19 protein-coding genes, 1 tRNA gene and 2 pseudogenes are annotated in these 19,088 nt (G+C 72.4%); 8 read left to right on the top strand and 14 right to left on the bottom strand.

The genetic code is table 11. From position 1 onward, the window contains the following. Positions 1-7: 7 nt before the first annotated feature. A complete protein-coding gene (locus TR48_RS26370; RefSeq protein WP_052443048.1) occupies positions 8-364 on the bottom strand; it encodes an acyl carrier protein in 357 nt (118 codons plus the stop codon). 273 nt (positions 365-637) lie between these two features. Here TR48_RS26370 and TR48_RS46405 point away from each other — a divergent pair, with 273 nt between their 5' ends. Both TR48_RS46405 and TR48_RS26365 read left to right on the top strand, forming a co-directional pair. Next, complete coding sequence (locus TR48_RS46405; protein ID WP_268873601.1) at positions 638-769, top strand: hypothetical protein; 132 nt, start codon at positions 638-640, stop codon at positions 767-769. A gap of 245 nt (positions 770-1,014) precedes the next feature. Further along, the gene (locus TR48_RS26365; protein ID WP_042371756.1) at positions 1,015-1,578 is read left to right on the top strand and encodes a GNAT family N-acetyltransferase; all 564 of its coding nucleotides are present in this window, start codon (positions 1,015-1,017) and stop codon (positions 1,576-1,578) included. Positions 1,579-1,754: 176 nt separating this feature from the next. On the opposite strand, the gene TR48_RS26360 is transcribed toward TR48_RS26365, so the two are convergent. Together TR48_RS26360 and TR48_RS26355 are read right to left on the bottom strand one after the other, a co-directional pair. Next, a complete protein-coding gene (locus TR48_RS26360) occupies positions 1,755-1,976 on the bottom strand; it encodes a hypothetical protein (RefSeq protein WP_042371754.1) in 222 nt (73 codons plus the stop codon). A gap of 173 nt (positions 1,977-2,149) precedes the next feature. Then, positions 2,150-2,230: transfer RNA gene (locus TR48_RS26355), tRNA-Tyr, on the bottom strand. Between the two features lie 185 nt (positions 2,231-2,415). On the opposite strand from TR48_RS26355, the gene TR48_RS26350 reads away from it, so the two are divergent. Both TR48_RS26350 and TR48_RS40910 read left to right on the top strand, forming a co-directional pair. Further along, on the top strand, positions 2,416-2,904 hold the full coding sequence (locus TR48_RS26350) for a YajQ family cyclic di-GMP-binding protein (protein ID WP_042371753.1): 489 nt from the start codon (positions 2,416-2,418) through the stop codon (positions 2,902-2,904). 139 nt (positions 2,905-3,043) lie between these two features. Continuing rightward, positions 3,044-3,238, top strand: a pseudogene (locus TR48_RS40910) (RNA polymerase subunit sigma-24); the annotation flags it as partial. Here the strand turns inward: TR48_RS40910 and TR48_RS26345 are convergent. After that, positions 3,226-3,978: a DUF4232 domain-containing protein gene (locus TR48_RS26345; RefSeq protein ID WP_042371750.1), complete on the bottom strand. Its 753-nt coding sequence runs from the start codon at positions 3,976-3,978 to the stop codon at positions 3,226-3,228. The pseudogene TR48_RS40910 and the gene TR48_RS26345 overlap by 13 nt on opposite strands. A 187-nt stretch (positions 3,979-4,165) precedes the next feature. Here TR48_RS26345 and TR48_RS26340 point away from each other — a divergent pair, with 187 nt between their 5' ends. Both TR48_RS26340 and mug read left to right on the top strand, forming a co-directional pair. Continuing rightward, the gene (locus TR48_RS26340) at positions 4,166-5,542 is read left to right on the top strand and encodes a helix-turn-helix domain-containing protein (RefSeq protein WP_042371749.1); all 1,377 of its coding nucleotides are present in this window, start codon (positions 4,166-4,168) and stop codon (positions 5,540-5,542) included. 104 nt (positions 5,543-5,646) lie between these two features. Then, positions 5,647-6,201 (top strand): G/U mismatch-specific DNA glycosylase, encoded by a 555-nt coding sequence (gene mug, locus TR48_RS26335; protein ID WP_042371747.1) that lies wholly within the window; start codon positions 5,647-5,649, stop codon positions 6,199-6,201. A gap of 110 nt (positions 6,202-6,311) precedes the next feature. On the opposite strand, the gene TR48_RS26330 is transcribed toward mug, so the two are convergent. After that, positions 6,312-6,713, bottom strand: coding sequence for a YccF domain-containing protein (locus TR48_RS26330; protein ID WP_042371745.1), 402 nt, complete (start codon positions 6,711-6,713; stop codon positions 6,312-6,314). A 462-nt stretch (positions 6,714-7,175) separates the two neighbouring features. Between TR48_RS26330 and TR48_RS26325 the strand changes: the two genes are divergently transcribed. Beyond that, on the top strand, positions 7,176-8,573 hold the full coding sequence (locus TR48_RS26325; protein ID WP_042371743.1) for a magnesium transporter MgtE N-terminal domain-containing protein: 1,398 nt from the start codon (positions 7,176-7,178) through the stop codon (positions 8,571-8,573). Next, the gene (locus TR48_RS26320; RefSeq protein ID WP_236652343.1) at positions 8,570-9,913 is read left to right on the top strand and encodes an NRAMP family divalent metal transporter; all 1,344 of its coding nucleotides are present in this window, start codon (positions 8,570-8,572) and stop codon (positions 9,911-9,913) included. Before TR48_RS26325 ends, TR48_RS26320 begins: the two co-directional genes overlap by 4 nt. Positions 9,914-9,966: 53 nt before the next feature. On the opposite strand, the gene htpX is transcribed toward TR48_RS26320, so the two are convergent. The 9 genes and pseudogenes from htpX to TR48_RS43615 all read right to left on the bottom strand — a co-directional run. Then, the gene (gene htpX / locus TR48_RS26315; protein WP_042371741.1) at positions 9,967-10,839 is read right to left on the bottom strand and encodes a zinc metalloprotease HtpX; all 873 of its coding nucleotides are present in this window, start codon (positions 10,837-10,839) and stop codon (positions 9,967-9,969) included. Positions 10,840-10,964: 125 nt separating this feature from the next. Further along, positions 10,965-12,488 carry an NADH-quinone oxidoreductase subunit N gene (locus TR48_RS26310; RefSeq protein ID WP_042371740.1) on the bottom strand — a complete coding sequence of 508 codons (1,524 nt, stop codon included), beginning with the start codon at positions 12,486-12,488 and terminating at the stop codon, positions 10,965-10,967. A 3-nt stretch (positions 12,489-12,491) separates the two neighbouring features. Further along, positions 12,492-14,042: a complex I subunit 4 family protein gene (locus tag TR48_RS26305; protein ID WP_042371738.1), complete on the bottom strand. Its 1,551-nt coding sequence runs from the start codon at positions 14,040-14,042 to the stop codon at positions 12,492-12,494. Between the two features lie 109 nt (positions 14,043-14,151). Continuing rightward, positions 14,152-16,212, bottom strand: coding sequence for an NADH-quinone oxidoreductase subunit 5 family protein (locus tag TR48_RS26300; RefSeq protein WP_042371736.1), 2,061 nt, complete (start codon positions 16,210-16,212; stop codon positions 14,152-14,154). Next, a complete protein-coding gene (gene nuoK, locus TR48_RS26295) occupies positions 16,209-16,610 on the bottom strand; it encodes an NADH-quinone oxidoreductase subunit NuoK (protein ID WP_042371734.1) in 402 nt (133 codons plus the stop codon). Before nuoK ends, TR48_RS26300 begins: the two co-directional genes overlap by 4 nt. Positions 16,611-16,615: 5 nt before the next feature. After that, a complete protein-coding gene (locus TR48_RS26290) occupies positions 16,616-17,170 on the bottom strand; it encodes an NADH-quinone oxidoreductase subunit J family protein (protein WP_042371733.1) in 555 nt (184 codons plus the stop codon). Continuing rightward, entirely contained in the window at positions 17,167-17,718 is a 552-nt protein-coding gene (locus tag TR48_RS26285; protein ID WP_042371724.1) for a NuoI/complex I 23 kDa subunit family protein, read from the bottom strand. Before TR48_RS26285 ends, TR48_RS26290 begins: the two co-directional genes overlap by 4 nt. Then, a complete protein-coding gene (locus TR48_RS26280; protein WP_042371722.1) occupies positions 17,719-18,681 on the bottom strand; it encodes a complex I subunit 1/NuoH family protein in 963 nt (320 codons plus the stop codon). It lies immediately after the preceding gene. After that, a pseudogene (locus TR48_RS43615) lies at positions 18,678-19,088 on the bottom strand (NADH-quinone oxidoreductase subunit C); the annotation flags it as partial. The pseudogene TR48_RS43615 and the gene TR48_RS26280, both read right to left, overlap by 4 nt.

Raw genomic sequence — 19,088 nt, 5'->3', positions numbered from 1 at the left:
CGTTCGCTCACGGCAGCCACGGCTGCGCCAGGTGCCCTGCTCGAGCCGCGGCGCCGCCCGCGGAGCCCGCCGAGCGTCGGCCGCCGCTGCCGTCGGCCGCGTCCAACTGCTGCGTGACGCGCGCGGTCTGCACCGCGCCCCACAGCGTCCCGGCGGACGAGAACGCCGTCGTCGGCATCGTCCCGGGCGGAAACGAGACCCCGTAGGTGCGTTCGAGCACCTCGGTCAGCTGGATCATGCCCATCGAGTCGAGCCCGCAGTCGGTCAGCGAGGTGGCGGGCAAGAGCGGCTCGTCCGGCTCCAGGTACGGCAGGGCCGCACGGACGGTCCGCTCGAACTTCTGGTCCCAGGGCGCAGTGTGCATGGTCGCTCGCTCCTTCGGCCGTTTCCGCGGTGGGCGTCTCGGGGCCGCACTGTGCGCCGCGCTCCTCGAGTCGACCTTGAGCGCGCCACCGGGCCCCCGCGAGACCGGCCTCCCCCGCTCCGCTCACCCCGCCTTCGAGCGTCTCTCCGGCGCGTTCGGCGACGGTGCGTGGGCCTGTTCGTCCTGCCCTGTCCCGCCCGGTTCCGCCCTGTCCTGCCCGGTTCCGCTCTGTCCTGCCCTACTCCCCTACTCCGCCCTTGGGAGGCGCAGACCATGCCGCAGATCCCCGGCCGCCCGTCCCCGGCCCCCTCCTCCGACGACGGCTTCCTCTCCGACGCCGACCTCGACGAGATCCTCGAGGAGTCCGACGCGCTCCGCGCCTCCTCCCCCTCCGCCTCGGACTGACCTCCCGCCTCCTCCCCGCGGGACGTCCCTCCGGGACACACACCAGGCCCGGCCCGACACCACCCGGGCCGGGCCTTCGCCTGTCCCCGTGACCCGGCATGAACAGGGAGGGGCAAACCATGTCGCGCACAAGGAAGTTCAGGTGGCGGCCCGCTTCTGTACCGCTCGTCGGGCTCGGCGATGCCCAGGCCGACTGGCTCCCAAATTCGTTGGGCATCCCGAGCCCGTTCAGGAATCATCCCCGCGTGGACACGTACCTGAAGACCGAACGCCTCGTTCTGCGACGCTTCACCGCCAATGATGCGGACTTGCTGATCGAGCTGGACAGCGACCCGGCGGTGATGCGCTACCTCTCCGGGGGCGCTGCTACCGCGCCGGAGACTGTCCGCGAGAGCCACCTGCCGTTCATCCTCGCCGGTTACGAGAGGTGGCACGGCGAGCTCGGACTGTTCGCCGCGTACGAGATCGTCGGCGACGCGTTCGTCGGCTGGTTCTGCCTGCGCCCCGAGCCGGACGGCCCGCGGGACGAGGCTGAACTCGGCTACCGGCTTCGGCAGGATGCCTGGGGCAAGGGATACGCCACCGAAGTCTCACGGGCCCTGCTCCACAAGGGGTTCACCGAGCTCGGCGTCCGAAAGGTCTGGGCTGCGACGATGGCCCTGAACAGCGGTTCGCGCCACGTCATGGAGAAGGTCGGAATGACCTTCGCGCACACTCTTCCCACCCCTGATGACATGCAGATGGTCGAGGGCGCCGAGCTCGGGGGAGTGCAGTTCGAGATCACCAAGGAGCAGTGGGAGCAGCAGTAGCTCGGTGGGGCGCCGCCGTTGGGCACTCCGCGACCCCTACGAGGTCGCTGAACAAGAGGCTCCGCCGAACCGGTGGGAGTAAGAGGCAGCTCGCGGGGTGGCTGCACGCGTGGCGAACGACCGCCGCCCTGAAGAGGCCCCCCGGACCCCATGATCAGCCAAGCTCATGTCCGGGCTCAGGCGAACGGGGACAGGCCGACCGCTTCAAGGCGATCGAGGAGGGCCTGAAGGCAGGCATCTGGCGAGGGCATATCAACTCGGAAGAAGGACTCTGCCCCCAAGGCGCCACCGGAGACGATCACCATCCAACGTGTGCCCGGCGTACGCTCCCCGTCGGCTTTGAAGACCGCAGAGCATCCATGCTCGGCCAGCCACGCCATGAATTCCACGACATCCATGGCCGCCCCTCCCCGAGAGATCTTGCCGCGCCCGGAGCAGCGCCGGCCGCGGGGTGCCGTACGTGTGCCAGAAGAGGCGGGGAATCAGGGGGTCAAGCGGGTGAGCTACCGGACGACGTCATGCGAAAGGCCCCGGACCGCTCGTGCTGGTCCGGGGCCTCTCGACTTCCACGTGGCGGGTGCAGGGTTCGAACCTGCGTAGCTTGCGCGACAGATTTACAGTCTGCTCCCTTTGGCCGCTCGGGCAACCCGCCAGGGATGGCGTCTTCGCGGTCTCCCGCTCCGACGTCGTAAACCATACCTGATGGTGGGGGGTGCTTCGCCACTCGGTTGATCAGTGTGGGGGCGGGCACGAGGCCGGACGGGTGGCTAGGCTGGATCGACCGCCGTGCCCGGGCCGGTGCACGGAACCCGAAGGAATCAAGGAGACTCAAGCATCATGGCCGACTCCAGTTTCGACATCGTTTCGAAGGTCGAGCGGCAGGAGGTCGACAACGCGCTCAACCAGACCGGCCGCGAGATCGCCACGCGCTTCGACTTCAAGAACGTCGGGGCGTCCATCGAGTGGTCCGGCGAGAAGATCGAGATGAAGGCCAACGGCGAGGAGCGGGTCAAGGCCATCCTCGACGTCTTCCAGACGAAGCTGGTCAAGCGCGGGATCTCGCTGAAGGCACTGGACGCGGGCGACCCCCAGCTCTCGGGCAAGGAGTACAAGATCTTCGCGACCATCCAGGAAGGCATCACCCAGGACAACGCGAAGAAGATCGCGAAGATCATCCGGGACGAGGGTCCCAAGGGCGTCAAGGCCCAGGTGCAGGGCGAGGAGCTGCGGGTCAGCTCGAAGAGCCGTGACGACCTGCAGGCCGTCCAGACGCTGCTGCGCGGCAAGGACCTGGACTTCGCGGTCCAGTTCGTGAACTACCGCTGAGCCGGGAGTCCGAAGCCGGGAGCCAGCAGTTGCGGGCCGGGAGCCGGGAGTCCGAAGCCGGAAGCCGGACACCGGAACGCGCAAGCCCAAGCGGCGCGTCGGCCTGCGTCGTCGCAGGTCGGCGCGCCGATGTCACACCGAGCCGGGCGCGCTGCTTCGCGCCCGGGACGGCCGGATCCTCAGCGCCCTCGTCGTGGAGACGCTCGGCGGACGGATCCAGACGATCCGCTCGGTGGTCAACCCCGACAAGCTCGGCCACCTGGGGCCCGTGGCGGACGCCTGGGCCCTGCGCCGCGAGACGGGCGACGTCGGGCCGGACGTTCAGGACTGGTAGTCCGCGGACTGCATCGAGCTGACGGCGTCCGCGATGTTGTCGCGGTACAGGCCCAGCTTCGGCTTCAGCACGAGCGCGCCGTCGCCGAGGGGGAAGTTCAGCGTGGCGGCGTTCGGCATGTGGTTTCCGTCGGCGAGCACGTTCAGCTCGTCGACTCCCGCCGTGGTGCCGGTGGTCGCGCCGCTCGGGTCGAGGTCGATGACGGCGTAGGCGGTCCGGCCCGCGTAGACCGGGTAGGCGGGCGCGCCGCCGAGGCCGCTCGGGATCAGCGGCCTGACCGCCTGGCTGCCGTCCGCCGCCTTCGCGTTGTCCAGCGAGACCAGCGGGAAGTAGCTCAGGCCGCAGGAGCGCGACCCGTTGTTGCGAACCTCGATCACCCGCTGGGGCGGCGCCGCCGCGCGGCGGACCACGTGGACCGAGAGCTGCTGCGGCGCGCACGGGTGCTTGTAGGCGTAGCTGTCGCTCGTCGCGTCACCGCCGGAGCCGTTCGCCCCGCCGGCACCACCGGAGCCGCCCGAGCCGCCCGAGCTGCCGTTCGGCGCGGCGGGCCCGGACGGGTCGGAGACCGGCTGACCGGAGGTGCCGCCGCTCGTGCCGGCGGTGCCGGCCGCGGGGCTCGACGCGACGGAGGAGGGGGAGGACCCGCCGGCCGTTCCGGTCGTGCCCGCCTGGCAGGCGGTGAGGGCGAGCGCCCCGAGGGTGAGGACGGCGGCGGACGTGAGGGCGGACTTCATCGACATGGTGGCTGACCTTCGCTGTGTGATCGTCGCTGTGTGATCGTCGGCTGGCTTGCGTCACCACCGTCGGGCCGAACCCGTCCCGGATGCCACAGTCTCGCGACAGTCGGGGACGCTGGAACGTTCCCGCCGCTCTGAGCTGCGATGATGGCGTTGCCTGGAACGGCGGTGCGGGACGGGGGAGAGTGGAATGGCCACGCACATCGAGGATTTCGCCACGCTGCTGCGCGAACTGAAGGAGCGTTCGGGACGCAGCTACGGCCAGCTCGCCATGCGACTGCATGTCAGCACCTCCACCCTGCACCGTTACTGCAACGGCGCGGCCGTCCCCACGGACTACGCGCCGGTCGAGCGCCTCGCGCGCCTGTGCGGCGCGACGCCGGAGGAGCTGGTGACGCTGCACCGCCGCTGGCTGCTGGCGGACGCCGCACGCCGCGAGCCCGACCGGTCGGTGAAGGCGGCGGCGGACGCGGTGCAGGTGGCGGAACCGGAGGAGGGGGCGGCGGCGCGGGCACAGGCGAAGGTGCAGGAAGAGGCGCAGCTCCGGCCGCCCGCCGTGCCCGAGGCCGGCGAGACGCCTGAGCCCCCAGCGGCGATCCAGCCGGTCGAGACCGTGGAAGCCGGGGCGTCGCGGCGGTCGCGGCGCCCCGCGCTCGTGCTCGGCGCGGTCGCCGCCGTCGCCGCCCTTCCGATCGCGCTGCACAGCGGGGGCGACGGCTCGGCCCGCAACGCCGGGGCCACCTCACCCCTCGCGTTGCACGGTGCGCCCGGCGCCCAGGGCGCGAAGGGTGCGTCCGGCGCTGCGGCCCCGACCGGCCCGGCGGTGGGCACGACCACCACGGCCACGCCCCCGTCGCAGTCCGCCTCCGGTGGCTCCGGTTCGCCGAGCGCCGTCGGCGGCTCCCAGGGAGCGTCGGCGACGGGCGGTGGCGGCGGGGACGGGCAGCCGCTCATCTCGGTCAACGTGCTCGCCAACAACTGGGACATGCAGTGCGGCCAGTGGTTCCTGACGCAGCAGCAGCCGGGCAAGGTCCCCCAGCCGCCGTCGCTGGACCAGACCGACGCGTGGGCCTCGGCGTTCGGCGGGATCCCAGGTGGGCACCTGCGGCTGCAGCTGACGGTGCAGAGCACGACCGGACAGCCGGTCGTGCTGCACGCGCTCTACGTGCACGTGATCAGCAGCAAGTCCGCGCCGAAGGGCAACGCCTTCACCCCCGGCTCCGGCTGCGGCGGCGGACTCGACCCGGCGTCGTTCGCCGTGAATCTCGACCAGCCGGTGCCGCGCACCACGCCCGTGGCGGGCTACGTCGGCAACGGCGTCACGACCAGGGTCACGAACTTCCCCTACCAGGTCTCGACCGGCGACCCGCAGGTCCTCGACGTGGACGCGAGCACCGCGGCCCAGGACGTCAGCTGGTACCTGGAGCTGTCCTGGAGCAGCGGCGACCGACAGGGACAGCTGCCGATCACCTTCCAGGGCCGGCCCTTCCGCACCGTCGGCCTCCAGGGCGACCCGGCCTACTTCTACGACGGCACCGCCTGGTCGCACACCTCGATCGAGAACTGACCGCGGTCCCAGAACCGAGGGCCCAGAACCGAGGGCCCAGAACCGAGGGCCCAGAACCGAGGGCCCGGCCGCAGCCGCACGCGGGCCGGTGCAGACTGGGGCACGTGAAACCCACCGCCGAACAGCTGGCCGCCGCGCAGGACGCGATCATCGACGACGTCATCGGCCCCGATCTGCGGGTGCTGTTCTGCGGCATCAACCCCGGACTCTGGTCGGGCGCGACCGGACACCACTTCGCCCGGCCGGGCAACCGGTTCTGGCCCGCGCTGCACCGCGGCGGCTTCACGCCGCTTCAACTGCGGCCCGAGGAGCAGGGCGAACTGCTCGGGCTGGGGCTCGGCATCACCAACGTGGTCGCCCGCACGACCGCGAAGGCGGACGAGCTGAGCGCCGAGGAGTACCGGCTGGGCGGCAAGGCGCTGGTCGAGAGGGTGGAGCGGTGGCGGCCGAAGGCGCTCGCCGTTCTCGGCATCGGGGCGTACCGGGCGGCGTTCGGGCGACCGAAGGCCGCCGTGGGCCCGCAGGAGGCAGGGCTCGGCGGCGCGACGGAGGGCACCCGCGTCTGGCTGCTGCCCAACCCGAGCGGGCTCAACGCGCACTACACCCTGGACGGCATCGCGGCGGAGTTCCGCCGTCTGCGCGAGGCCGTCGAGGGCTGACCCCGCGCCGCGCCCGGCGCCCGCCGTCGCCGACTCACCAGCTCACCGGCTCACCGGCTTGCTCACCGGCTCGTGGGCTCGCCGACTCACCAGATCGCGGGCTCGTCGGCTCACCAGCCCGCGAAACGGTCCTCGGTCGAGACGATCTCGCGGCCGAGCGGCATCAGCGAGACCGGGATCATCTTCAGGTTCGCCCAGGCGAACGGGATGCCGACGATCGTGACGGCCAGCGCGATGCTCGTGGCGATGTGCCCGATGGCCAGCCACCAGCCCGCGAAGATCAGCCAGATCACGTTGCCCGCGCAGGACGCGGCGCCCGCGTCGTCGCGCACCCTCGTCGCCCGCCCGAAGGGCCACAGCACGTACAGGGCGATGCGGAAGGAAGCGATGGCCCACGGAATCGTGATGATCAGGATCGCGCAGATGATCCCGGCCACCACGTAGGCGAGCGACATCCACAGGCCGCAGAAGACGAGCCAGATGACGTTCAGGACGAAGTTGATCAGCTTCACTTCTCTCCTCCGTGTCGACCCTTCCGGTTCCACCGCGTTCCACGCCCGTCCATGACAGTCTGGTTCCCCGTTCGGGGGGCTGCCACTCGGGGCGCTAGCTGGACCAATGGCGTCCCACGGCTCCACCCGGATAGAATCCGGCCGGTTGTCACCGTGTCGACCTGTCATTGTGTCAACGGCACCCCCGACCGCCGACTCGCAGCGACGCGACCACGCACCGGTGTGCGGCGTCCCCGATCGGAAGGAGGCGAAACGTGGACAGTAGTCCGGGCCATAGTCGGCCCTATCCAGTTACCACCTCGTCCTCCGCCTTCTCCCGCTGCTCGAAGCCGGCCGCCCCGCGCCGCTAGGCGTCTCCCCACAGACCGTGCCCGCCGCCTCGCGCCGGGCCCGCACCCGAGGCCGCCCGACTTCGCGCCGCCCTGCTCCGCCTCTGCGCGGAAAACTGGGGGTGCCACCGCCATGCCTTCCACCACCTCGTCCGAGGCGAGCCCGACCTCGTCCGCCCTGTCCGCCGGTACGACCACCCGGCTGCGCGGCCGTCGCGTCCAGCTGGTCCGCCAGGCCACCGCCACGCGCGCCGTGCGCGAGGCCCTCGTCTCCCTGGCCGGTCTGACCGGCCGGCCGGTGCTCAACCCCGCGGGCGACGAGGTCGGCCGCGTCGTCGACGTCGTCGCGCGTCTGTACGGCAACGAGCCCTACCCGCCCGTCACCGGGCTGGTCGTCCGCGTCGGACGCCGCCGCTCGTTCCTGGCCGCCTCGGCGATCGGGCAGATCCGGGCCGACCAGGTGCAGCTCAAGAGCGCCCGGATGGACCTGACCGACTTCGTCCGGCGCCCGGGCGAGGTGCTGCTCGGGCGCGATGTGCTGGACCATCAACTGGTAGACGTGGACGGCGTGCAGGTGAACCGCGCGGCCGACCTCTACCTCGCGCCCGTCGGCGGACGGGTGCTGCTGGTGGGAGTCGATGTCAGCCTCCCCACCCTACTGCGGCGCCTCGGCCCCAAGCGCTGGCAGGCCCGGGCTACACCCGAACGAGTGGTCGACTGGCAGACGGTCGCCCCCTTCGCCGAGAACGCCACCGACGGCCCGGCCGAGGTGCGACTCAACGCGTCCCGCTCCGCCCTGCACCGGCTGCGCCCCTCCGAGCTGGCCGACCTGCTGGAGGACCTCGGCCGCTCCGAGCGCCAGCAGCTGCTGGCCATGCTCGACCCCGGGCACGCCGCCGACGCGCTGGAGGAGATGGAGCCCGCCGAGCTGGAGAACCTGCTGCGCGAGGCCCCGCCGGAGAGCGCCGCCCGCCTGGTCGAGGAGATGGAGCCGGACGAGGCGGCCGAGGCGCTGCGCGACCTGCAGCACGACGAGCGAGAGCAGTTGCTCACCCGGATCGGCGACGACGAGGCGGCCCAGCTGCGCGAGCTGCTGGCCTACCCGGAGGACACCGCGGGCGGCTCGATGACGACCCGCCTGGTCACCGCCCTGCGCGAGCAGACCGTGGCGGAGATCCGCGCCGAGCTGGCCACCTCCGCCGAGCACCGCGCCGAGATCGACGCGGTGGCGCTGGTGGCCGACGACGGCCGGCTGCTGGCCGACATCCCGCTGTTCGACCTGACCGTCGCCGAGGACCGCACCACGATCGGCGAGATCGCGGACTGGCTGAGCCAGTTCACCCGCGACGAGGCGGTGGACGCGCACACCCGGCTCGGGGACGTGGCCGCGCGGCTGGTCGCCTCACGCGCCTCCTCGCTCCTGGTCGTCGACGAGGACCGGCGTCCCCTCGGCCGGATCCTGGCCGACGACGTCCTCGACCACCTGCTGCCCGCCCGGGGCCGCCTGCACTTCCGGAGGTTCCTGCAGTGACCGTCGACACCGACAGCGCCCAGGGCGAGGCCGCGGCGGCCGAGCCCGGCGCAGCGCCGGCGAGCCGACTGGCCCGGATCCCCGTGCTGGGCCGCGTCACCCGTTGGAACCGCTGGACCAGGATCGTGGCCCTGGTCGGCGTGGCCGGCCCCGGCCTGGTCGCGGCTAACGCCGGCAACGACGCGGCCGGCATCGCGACCTACGCCAGCGCGGGATCGCAGTACGCCTACGGGACGCTGTTCTTCATGGTGCTGGTCACCATCGCCCTGGTGCTGGTGCAGGAGATGGCGGTCAGGCTCGGCGCCTTCACCGGCAAGGGCCTGGGCGCGCTGATCCGCGAGCAGTTCAGCCTGCGCGCGACCGGGCTCGCCCTCGGCTGTCTGCTGCTGGCCAACACCGGCCTGGTGGTCTCCGAGTTCGCGGGCATCGGCGCGGGATTCGAACTGCTGGGCATCCCCAAGTGGGCGATCATCCCGCCCGCCGCGCTGTTGCTGTGGGGGCTGGTGCTGTTCGGCTCCTACCGCTACGCCGAGCGGATCTTCCTGGTGATGTCGCTGGTCTTCTTCGCCTACCCGATCGCGATGATCCTGGGCAAGCCGCACTGGGGCGTCGTCGGCAAGAACCTGGTGATCCCCCACCTGACCGGCGACAAGGCCTTCATCCTGCTGGCGGTGGCCCTGATCGGCACCACGGTCAGCCCCTACATGCAGTTCTACGCCGCCTCGGGCGTGGTCGACCGGGGAACCCGGACCATCGACTACCCGCTGATCCGCGCGGACGCGATCATCGGCGCCGTGTTCGCCTGCGTCATCAGCCTGACCATCATCATCGCCACCGCCTCCGCCATCGGCGGCACGGGTCCGCTGAACTCGGCGGCGGACGCGGCCAAGGCGCTGGAGCCGGTGGCCGGGCAGAGCGCGGAGGCCCTCTTCGCGGTCGGCCTGATCGGCGCCTCCGCGCTGGCGGGCGCGGTCGTGCCGCTCTCGGCCAGCTACGCCATTGGCGAGGCGGCCGGCGTCGAGCGTTCCGTCTCCCGCTCGTTCCGCGACGCGCCGTTCTTCCTCAGCCTGTTCACCGCGCAGATCCTGCTGGGCGCGGCCGTGGCGATGACCCCGGTGGACGTCATCCAGCTGCTGATCGGCACTCAGGTGCTGCAGGGCCTGATCACCCCGGTCATCCTGGTCTACCTGCTGATCCTGACCAACCGCCGCAGCCTGCTCGGCGCCCACGCCAACGGCCCGCGCTTCCGGATCGTCGCCACCGTCGTCGTGGTGGGCGTCGCGCTGATGTCGACGATCCTGCTGGTGGACACCGTGCTCGGCTGGTTCGGGTTGGGCTGACCCTCCCGCCCGGCGCCCCCGCCCGGCGCCGGCCTGACGCCCCCTCGGGGTGGTCAGTCGCGGTGGCCCGCCATCCGCTCCAGCCGGGCGATGCGGTCCGGCATGGGCGGGTGGGTCGAGAACAGCCGGGTGGCGATCCCGCCGCCGGAGCCCGCCCGGAACGGGTTGGCGATCATCATGTGGCTGGTTGTCTCCAGCTCGGGACGGGCCGGGAGCGGCAGCATCTGCGTACCGCGCTCCAGCTTGCGCAGCGCGCTCGCCAGGGCCAGCGGATCCCCGGTCAGCTGGGCCCCCGAGGCGTCCGCCTGGTACTCCCGGGAGCGGCTGACGGCCAGTTGGATGATGCCCGCGGCCAGCGGGCCGAGGATCATGATCAGCAGCATCCCGATCAGGCCGGGTCCCTCGTCGTCGTCGCTGCGCCCGATCGGGATCAGCCAGGCGAAGTTGACCAGGAACATCACCACCGAGGCGAGCGCGCCCGCCACCGAGGAGATGAGGATGTCCCGGTTGTAGACGTGGGACAGCTCGTGCCCGAGCACGCCGCGCAGCTCCCGCTCGTCCAGCAGGTTGAGAATCCCCTGGGTGCAGCAGACCGCGGCATTGCGCGGGTTGCGGCCAGTGGCGAAGGCGTTGGGCGCGTCCGTGGGCGAGATGTACAGCCGCGGCATCGGCTGCCGCGCGGAGGTGGAGAGCTCGCGGACGATCCGGTACATCACCGGCGCCTCGATCTCGCTGACCGGGCGGGCGCGCATCGAGCGCAGTGCCAGCTTGTCGCTGTTCCAGTAGGCGAACCCGTTGGTCGCCAGCGCGACGACCAGCCCGATGACGAGGCCGGTCCGACCCCAGAAGCTGCCGATCACGAGGATCAGGGCGGACATCGCGCCGAGGAGTACGGCCGTCTTCAGACCGTTGTGCTGGCGGTGCACGGAAGCCCTCCGAGACGTGCGTGGGGGGTGTCTTTCACAGCCCGTTCAGGATTTTCAACGGGTGAGACGGATTCTCTAGTTCCCTTCTCACCTGGGTGGCCCCCCGGGGCGGGGGCCCCGGCGGGTCAGCCGAAGAGGGAACCGGAGGCGAGCTGCATCACGAGCTGCGGGTCCGCCGACAGCACCACGCCCAGCGCGGCGGCCAGCGCCAGCGCGCCGACGAGCGCGGCCGGAACCCGGCGGGGCGCGGCGACGGCGTCCGGCGCGGGCTGGAACAGCCGGGCGGTCCAGACGAGGTAGTAGTAGAGCGCGATCACGACGTTGACGGCCATGATGACGGCCAGCCAGCCCATGCCCGCGTCGACCACCGCGCGGAAGACGACGACCTTGCCGAACAGGCCCACCACGCCCGGCGGCAGGCCCGCCAGGTTCAGCAGGAAGAAGGCCATCGCCAGCGCCGCCGCGGGGCGGCGCGAGAACAGGCCGCGGTAGTCGGTCAGGCGGGCGCCCGCAGAGGTGACGACCGCGAACGCGCCGAGGTTGACCACGCCGTAGACGAGCGCGAAGGCGACGGTCGCGCCGATGGCGTGCGCGTTCGCGCCGTAGCCGGCCGCGGCGATGGGGACCAGCAGGTAGCCCGCCTGTGCGACGGAGGACCAGGCCAGCAGCCGGACGGCGCTGCGCGGGGCGTCGCCGCGCTGGCGCAGGGCGCCGACGTTGCCGACGGTCATGGTGAGCGCGGCCAGCACGGCGAGGGCCAGGCCCCAGTCTCGCCCGTAGGAGTGAAAACCGAGCACGGCGATTGCGGCCAGGCCCGAGAGTCCGGCAGCCTTTCCGACCACGGAGAGGTATCCGGCCACGGGCACGGGGGCGCCGGCGTAGGTGTCCGGCACCCAGAAGTGGAACGGCACGGCCGCCGTCTTGAAGGCGAAGCCGACGAGGGTGAGCACGGTGCCGACGGCGGTCAGCGGCTGCAACTGGCCGGTCACGCCGGGCAGGGCCGCGGCGATCCGGTCCAGGTAGAGGCTGCCGGCGGCGGCGTAGACGAAGCTGACGCCGAGCAGCGTGACGGCCGTCGCCGTCACCGACGACAGGAAGAACTTCAGCGCGGCCTCCCCGCCGCGGCCGTCGCGGCGCAGCGCGACGAGCGCGAAGGCGGGCAGCGAGGCGAGCTCGAGCGCGACGACGAGCGAGGCCAGGTCCCGGCAGGCGGGCAGCAGCGCCGCACCGCAGGTCGAGGCGAGCAACAGGAACCAGAACTCGCCCGCGGGGAGCCGGTCTTCGTCGACGGAGACGATCGACATCAGCGCGACGACGAGAGCCCCGCCCAGCACCAGCAGTTGGAAGGCCAGCGCGAAGTGGTCGGCCACGTACGAGCACGACACCGGTGCCTGGGCCTGGCCCGGGAGGCAGAAGGTGCGGTGGTGGCCGGCGCGCAGCGGCAGCAGCAGCGCCAGCGAGGCGATCAGCCCGGCCACGGTGAGCCGGCCGAGCAGCGCCTTGCGGGCGGGCGGCAGGAAGAGGTCGGCGACGAGGACGACGAGCGCCAGCGCGGCGGGCACCAGCACCGGCGCGACCGCTGCCCAGTCGACGGACTGGATCAGGGAACCGGCGAGGTGGTCCACGGCAGGAGCGGCGACGGTCAGCATGGCTCAGCTGCCTCCGAGCAGGGCCTTGACGGCGGGGGTGGTCAGCCCGAGCAGCAGCGCGGGCCAGAGCCCGGCGACGACGGTCAGGACGACCAGCGGGGTCCAGGTGGCGGCCTCGTAGGCCTGGACGTCGGCGAGAGCCGGGGCCTTGGCGACGGCCGGGGGCTCCAGGCCCGGGTCGCCCATGCAGACGCGGCGCACGACGGAGAGAAGGTAGGCGGCGGTCAGCAGGGTGCCGAGTCCGGCCAGCACCATCAGGGTCACGAATGTCGGCCGGGAGAGGCCGGCGGCGGGCTGGAAGGAGCCCAGCATCGCCAGCAGCTCACCCCAGAACCCGGCCAGCCCGGGCAGCCCGAGGCTGGCCACGGCGGCGAAGGCCAGCAGCCCGCCGAGGCGCGGCAGCCGCCCGTACAGGGCCGCCCCCGTGTCGGCGCCCGCTCCGGCGAGCGCGTCGAGGTCGGCGGTGCCGTAGCGGTCCTTGACCGCGCCGACCAGGAAGAAGAGCAGGCCGGTGATGAGCCCGTGGCCGATGTTGGCGAAGAGCGCGCCGTTGACGCCGGTGGCGGTCAGCGTCGCGATGCCGAGCAGGACGAAGCCCATGTGGCCGACGGAGGAGTAGGCGATCAGGCGCTTCAGGTCGCCCTTGGCTCCGGGGCGGACCAGCGACAGGCAGGCGAGCGAGCCGTAGAGGATGCCGACGACGGCGAACGCGCCGAGGTAGGGCGCGAGGGTGTGCATGCCGAGCGGCGTGCTCGGGATCAGCACCCGGACGAAGCCGTAGGTGCCCATCTTCAGCAGCACGCCGGCCAGCAGCACCGACCCGGCCGTGGGCGCGGCGGTGTGGGCGTCGGGCAGCCAGCTGTGGAAGGGCCACATCGGCGACTTGACGGCCAGTCCGACACCGATGGCGAGCACGACGATGATCTGGGTGCCACGGGAGAGGCCGACGCCGTGGTTCGCGGCCAGCGCGGACATGTCGAAGGTCCCGGCCTTCAGGCCGAGCAGCAGCAGCCCCAGCAGCATGACGGCGGAGCCGAGCAGCGTGTAGAGGATGAAGCGGAAGGCGGCCGGGCCCCGGTTCTCCCCGCCCCAGCGGGCGATCAGGAAGTACATGGGCACCAGCACGATCTCGAACGCCAGGAAGAACAGCAGCAGGTCGAGCACGGCGAAGGTGGCCAGCATGCCGGTGCCCAGGAGCAGCAGCAGCCCCGTCCAGGCCCGCTCGCTGCCGCCGGACGGCAGCTTCTTCAGCGAGTAGAGCGCGCACAGGAAGGTCAGCAGCGCGGTCAGCACCAGCAGCGGCAGCGAGATGCCGTCGACGCCGAGATGGAAGCGGACGTTGAGCGCCGGGATCCAGGCGACGTTCGTGACGCCCTGCATGACGGCCGGGCGGTGCAGGTCGAAGCCGGCGGCGAGGGCGATGGCCACGCCCAGGTCCGCGCCGGTCACGGCGACGCCGAACCGGAGCGCGCGGCGCCCGCGGAGCGCCGGCACCAGCGTGGCGGCGGCGCCGACCAGCGGCAGCGCGAGCAGGGCGAGGAGCAGGGCGGTCATCGGGCGGTCGCCTCCGTGCTGCGGACGATCGAGGTCACGGCGTGGATCGTCTCCGCGTGGATCGTCACTGCCTCCTGGGTCACTGCCTGCTGCGTCACTGCCTGCTGCGTCACTGGGCCACCGCCACGATCACGGCCAGCACCACGACGCCCGCGGCGAGCGCGCTCAGGTAGCCCTGGGTGTTGCCGTTCTGGGCGCGGCGCACGACGCGGCCGATCACGCCGGGGGTGCCGGCGGCGCCCTTGACGTAGGTCTCGACGACCTCGCGGTCCAGGAAGGAGACCAGCCGGGCCGCGCCGAGGACGGGGCGGACGAACGCGCGGTCGTAGAAGGTGTCGACGCCGAAGCCGACGCGCGCGGGCACGAGCAGCGGGCCGAGCAGCAGCGGCGCCGGGTCCGCGGCAGCGGCGGCGTCGGCCTCCGCCCCGGCCAGTACCCGGGCGGCGGCGCGGCGCCAGGCGAACCAGGCCAGGCCCGCGCCGAGCAGCGCGACGGCGGTGGCGATCGGCCAGGTCACCCCGGAGGGGGTGAGCGAGACGCCGTCCAGCCAGGCGGGGAGGGCGTGCGGCCACAGCCCGACAAGGCCGAGGGCCACGCTGGGCACGGCCAGCAGCCACAGGGGGGCGACCATCGCGGCGGGCCCGACAGGCCCGGCGGGCTCGTCCGAGGCCAGCGCGGCGGCTGCGGCGGCGGTCGGGGCGACCGCGCCCTCCCTCGCGACACCCGCGACACCCGCGACACCCGCGTCACCCGCGACGCCCTCGGTCGCGGCGGTCGCGGCGGTCGCGGCGGTCGCGGTCCGCTTCACGGGGAAGAAGGCCAGCAGCCACAGCCGGGCGGCGTACGCGGCGGTGAGCAGCGCGGCGAGCAGGCCGCCGATCAGCACCGTCCAGCCGAGCCAGCACGGCACGTTCCCGGCCGGGCCGAGCCCGCCGGTCAGCGCGTCGCCGTCGGCGGCGCGCTCTGCGGCGGTGAGGACCGCGTCCTTGCTGAAGAAGCCGGAGAAGGGCGGCAGCCCGGCGAGGGCGGCCAGGCCGATGCCCATCGTCGCGTAGGCGTCCGGCACGCGGCGGCGCAGGCCGTCCATGCGGCTCATCGCCGTCAGCGAGTTGGTGTGCGCGGCGTGGATGACGACGCCGGCGGAGAGGAACAGCAGCGCCTTGAACGCGCCGTGGGTGAGCAGGTGGAACAGCGCGGCGTCGCGGTCGCCGACGGCGAGCGCTCCGGCCATGTAGCCCAGCTGACCCACCGTCGAGTAGGCCAGCACCCGCTTGAGGTCGTCCTGCGCGAGCGCGCACAGACCCGACCCGATCATGGTGATCACGGCCATGATCCCGAGCACCACCAGCGCGGCGGTGGAGAGCAGGAAGACCGGCTCCAGCCGGGCCACCAGGTAGACGCCCGCGGCGACCATGGTGGCGGCGTGGATCAGCGCGGAGACCGGCGTCGGGCCGGCCATCGCGTCCGGAAGCCAGGTGTGCAGCGGGAACTGTGCCGACTTGCCGGCCACGCCGCAGAGCAGCAGCAGCGCGGCGAGCGTCGCGTGGTGCAGCCGCCCGGCGGCCGCCGCCCCGAGGATGCCGTTGATCTGGAACGTCCCGGCGTCGGTGGCCAGCACGAAGATGCCGAACAGGAACGGGACGTCGCCGAGCTTGGTGACCAGGAACGCCTTGATCGACGCGGACCGCGCGTCCGGGCGCTCCCAGTGATGCCCCACCAGGAAGTACGAGCAGACGCCCATGACCTCCCAGCCGACCAGCAGCACGATCAGGTCCCCGGAGTAGACGACCAGCAGCATCGCCGCGGTGAAGAGCGAGACCAGGGCCGCGTACGAGGGGTAGCGGGGATCCTCGCGCAGGTACGCGGTCGAGTAGAGCTGCACGCAGGTGGCGACGACCGCGACCAGCGCGGCCAGCAGCACCGCGATGCCGTCCAGGTGCAGCGACAGCGAGATCGGCAGGCCTCCGGTCGGCGTCAGCCGCGTGGCCGAGTCGAGGTGCCCCTTGGCGCCGATCCGGGTCAGGACCAGCACCGCCAGCACGGCCGAGGCCAGCGTCGGCAGCACGGCCAGCGGCCGGACCAGCCCAGGCGCGCGGCGGCCCGACGCGAGGCCGGCGAGCGCGCCGAGGAACGGCAGCAGCGGGACGAGGATCGCGAGGGTGAGGGTCATCCGACGCCTTCCATCTCATCGTCGCCGACCGTCTCAGCGCCGTCGGCCTGCTCGTCACCGCCGGCCTGCTCGTCACCGCCGGCCTGCTCGTCGCCGTCGGTCAGGCGGCCCACCCGGTCGATGTCGGCGGTGCCCCGGTTGCGGAAGATCAGCAGCACGATGGCCAGCCCGAGCCCGATCTCGGCGGCCGCCACGGTGATGGTGAACAGGGTCAGCGCCTGGCCGGAGTGCAGGGCGTCGCGCAGCCATACGTCGAAAGCGACGAGGTTGAGGTTGACGGCGTTGAGCATCAGCTCGACGGACATCAGCATCAGCACGGCGTTGCGCCGCGCCAGCACGCCGTAGAGGCCCACGCAGAAGAGCAGGGCCGCGAGAACGGCCGGGAACACGAGATGCATCCCGTTCAGGGCTCCTTCTTCTCGCGCCGGGACAGGACGATCGCACCGACCAGCGCGGCCAGCAGCAGCACGGACAGGGCCTCGAAGGGCAGCACCCAGTAGCGGAACAGGGTGACGCCGTTGGCCTTGGTGCTGCCCGCGACGGTGCCGAGGTCGATCCAGGTGCTGCGGAACGCGTCGACGACGAGCGTCACCAGCGTCGCGGCGGCGGCGAGAGCGACGCCCAGCGCGACCCACCGGTTGCCCGAGTCCGCGTCGGGCGAGGCGCCGATGGGCGCCCTGGTGAGCATCAGCCCGAACAGCACGAGCACGACGACCGCGCCGACGTAGATCAGCACCTGCACCCAGGCGATGAACTCCGCCGTCAGCAGCAGGTACTCGATCGCCAGCCCGCCGAGCGCGACGACCAGCCAGAGCGCGGCGTGCACGAGCTGCTTGGTGGTCACGGTCAGCAGCGCGGCGCCGAGGACGCCGAGGCCGACGAGGACGAAGACGATCTCGACGCCGGACGGCGAGAGGAACCCGCGGGTGGAGTCCAGAGGTACGGCAGCCAGGTTCACGCCTCGGCCTCCTTGGCGGCTTCCGCCGCCGCCTGCGCCTTCTCGGCGGCCTTGCGCGCGGCGGCGATCTCCTTCGGGTCCTCGGCGGCCGGGTCGAACGCGGGCGGGGCCGGCACGGTCCACATCCACTCGCGCAGACGCTCGCGCTCGTGGGTGAGGTCGTGGATGTCCTCCTCCGCGTACTCGAACTCCGGCGACCAGAACAGCGCGTCGAAGGGGCAGACCTCGATGCAGATGCCGCAGTACATGCAGAGCGAGAAGTCGATCGCGAAGCGGTCCAGCACGTTGCGGGTGCGGGCACGGGCGTTCGGCTCGGCGGCGGGCAGCGTCTCCTTGTGGGAGTCGATGTAGATGCACCAGTCCGGGCACTCGCGCGCGCACAGCATGCAGACCGTGCAGTTCTCCTCCAGCAGCGCGATGACGCCGCGCGAACGCGGCGGCAGCTCCGGCTGCACGTCGGGGTACTGCGCGGTGACGGTCTTCCGCGTCATCGTGCGCAGGGTGACCGCGAGGCCCTTGGCCAGGCCGCGGCCGGGAAACGGAGCCATCTAGGAGATCACCACCTTGACGATGCCGGTCAGCGCGAGCTGCGCGAGCGAGAGCGGGATGAGCACGGTCCAGGCGAAGCGCATCAGCTGGTCCTCGCGCAGACGCGGGTAGGTGACGCGGATCCAGATCACCAGGAAGGCCAGGGCGAAGGTCTTCAGCAGCATCCACAGCCAGCCGAGGCCGTCGGCCATCGGCCCGTGCCAGCCGCCCAGGAAGAGGACGGCGGTCAGCGCGGAGACGACGAGGATGCCCGCGTACTCGGAGAGCAGGAACAGCGCGAAGCGCAGTCCCGTGTACTCGGTGTAGGCGCCGAAGATGATCTCGGAGTCGGCCACCGGCATGTCGAACGGCGGCCGTTGGAGCTCCGCGAGTCCGGACACGAAGAAGACGAACCCGCCGACGATCTGCCAGGGCACCCACCACCAGTGGAACGCCCCGAGGATGCCGGTCAGCGACACCGTCCCCGCCGCCATCGCCACGCTGGCCGCGGCGAGAAGCATCGGCAGCTCGTACGCCATCAGCTGGGCAGCGGTGCGGATGCCGCCGAGGAGGGAGAACTTGTTCGCCGACGCCCACCCCGCCATGAGCGAGCCGAGCACGCCGACGCCCATGACGGCCAGCACGAAGAACAACCCGGCGTCGAGCGACTGGCCGAGGAGGTCTCCCGGACCGAGCGGGATGGCGACGAGCGCGAGCAGGTACGGCAGCAGGGCCACGGCGGGCGCGAGCTGGAAGATCTTCCGGTCGGCCCCGGCGGGGACGACGTCCTCCTTCTGCGCGAACTTCACCCCGTCGGCGACGAGCTGCGCCCACCCGTGGAACCCACCGGCGTACATCGGCCCGAGCCGGCCCTGCATGTGGGCCATCACCTTGTGCTCGGTCTGCCCGATGACGAGCGGGAAGACCAGGAACACGAGGAGCACGGCGATGCAGCGCACCAGCGCGTCGAGCGTGGTGGTCACTCGCCCTCCTCAGAAGCGGAGCCGCCCTCGGCGGTCTCGGGTTCGGCAGCCTCATCCGGCTCGGCGGCCTGCGCCTGCGGCGTCGACGGCTCCGCCTGGCTGACGCTGCCCTCCGACGCGGAGCGGGAGCGGCGCGGCCGAGGCTGAGCCGACTCGACCGGGCCCGCCTCGCTCTGCGCATCCGGCGCGGCAGGCGCGGGGGCCTGCGCCTCAGGTGCCTCCGTCGCGGCAGGCTGCTCGGCCTCCGGCGCAGGGGCCCGCTCGGCGGGCGGCTCGGGGACCTGCTCGGCCTCCGGCGCGGGGGCCTGGCTGACGCTGCCGTCGGAGACGGAGCGGGAGCGGCGGGGGCGGGTGGTCGGGGCGGCTGGGTCCGGGGTCTGCCACGGCATGTCCGGGGAGGCGGCCGG

The sequence above is a fragment of the Streptacidiphilus neutrinimicus genome, assembly GCF_000787815.1.
GTDB lineage: Bacteria > Actinomycetota > Actinomycetes > Streptomycetales > Streptomycetaceae > Streptacidiphilus > Streptacidiphilus neutrinimicus.
Note: the sequence above shows the minus strand (reverse complement) of the source record. Positions and strands in the feature narration are given on the sequence as shown.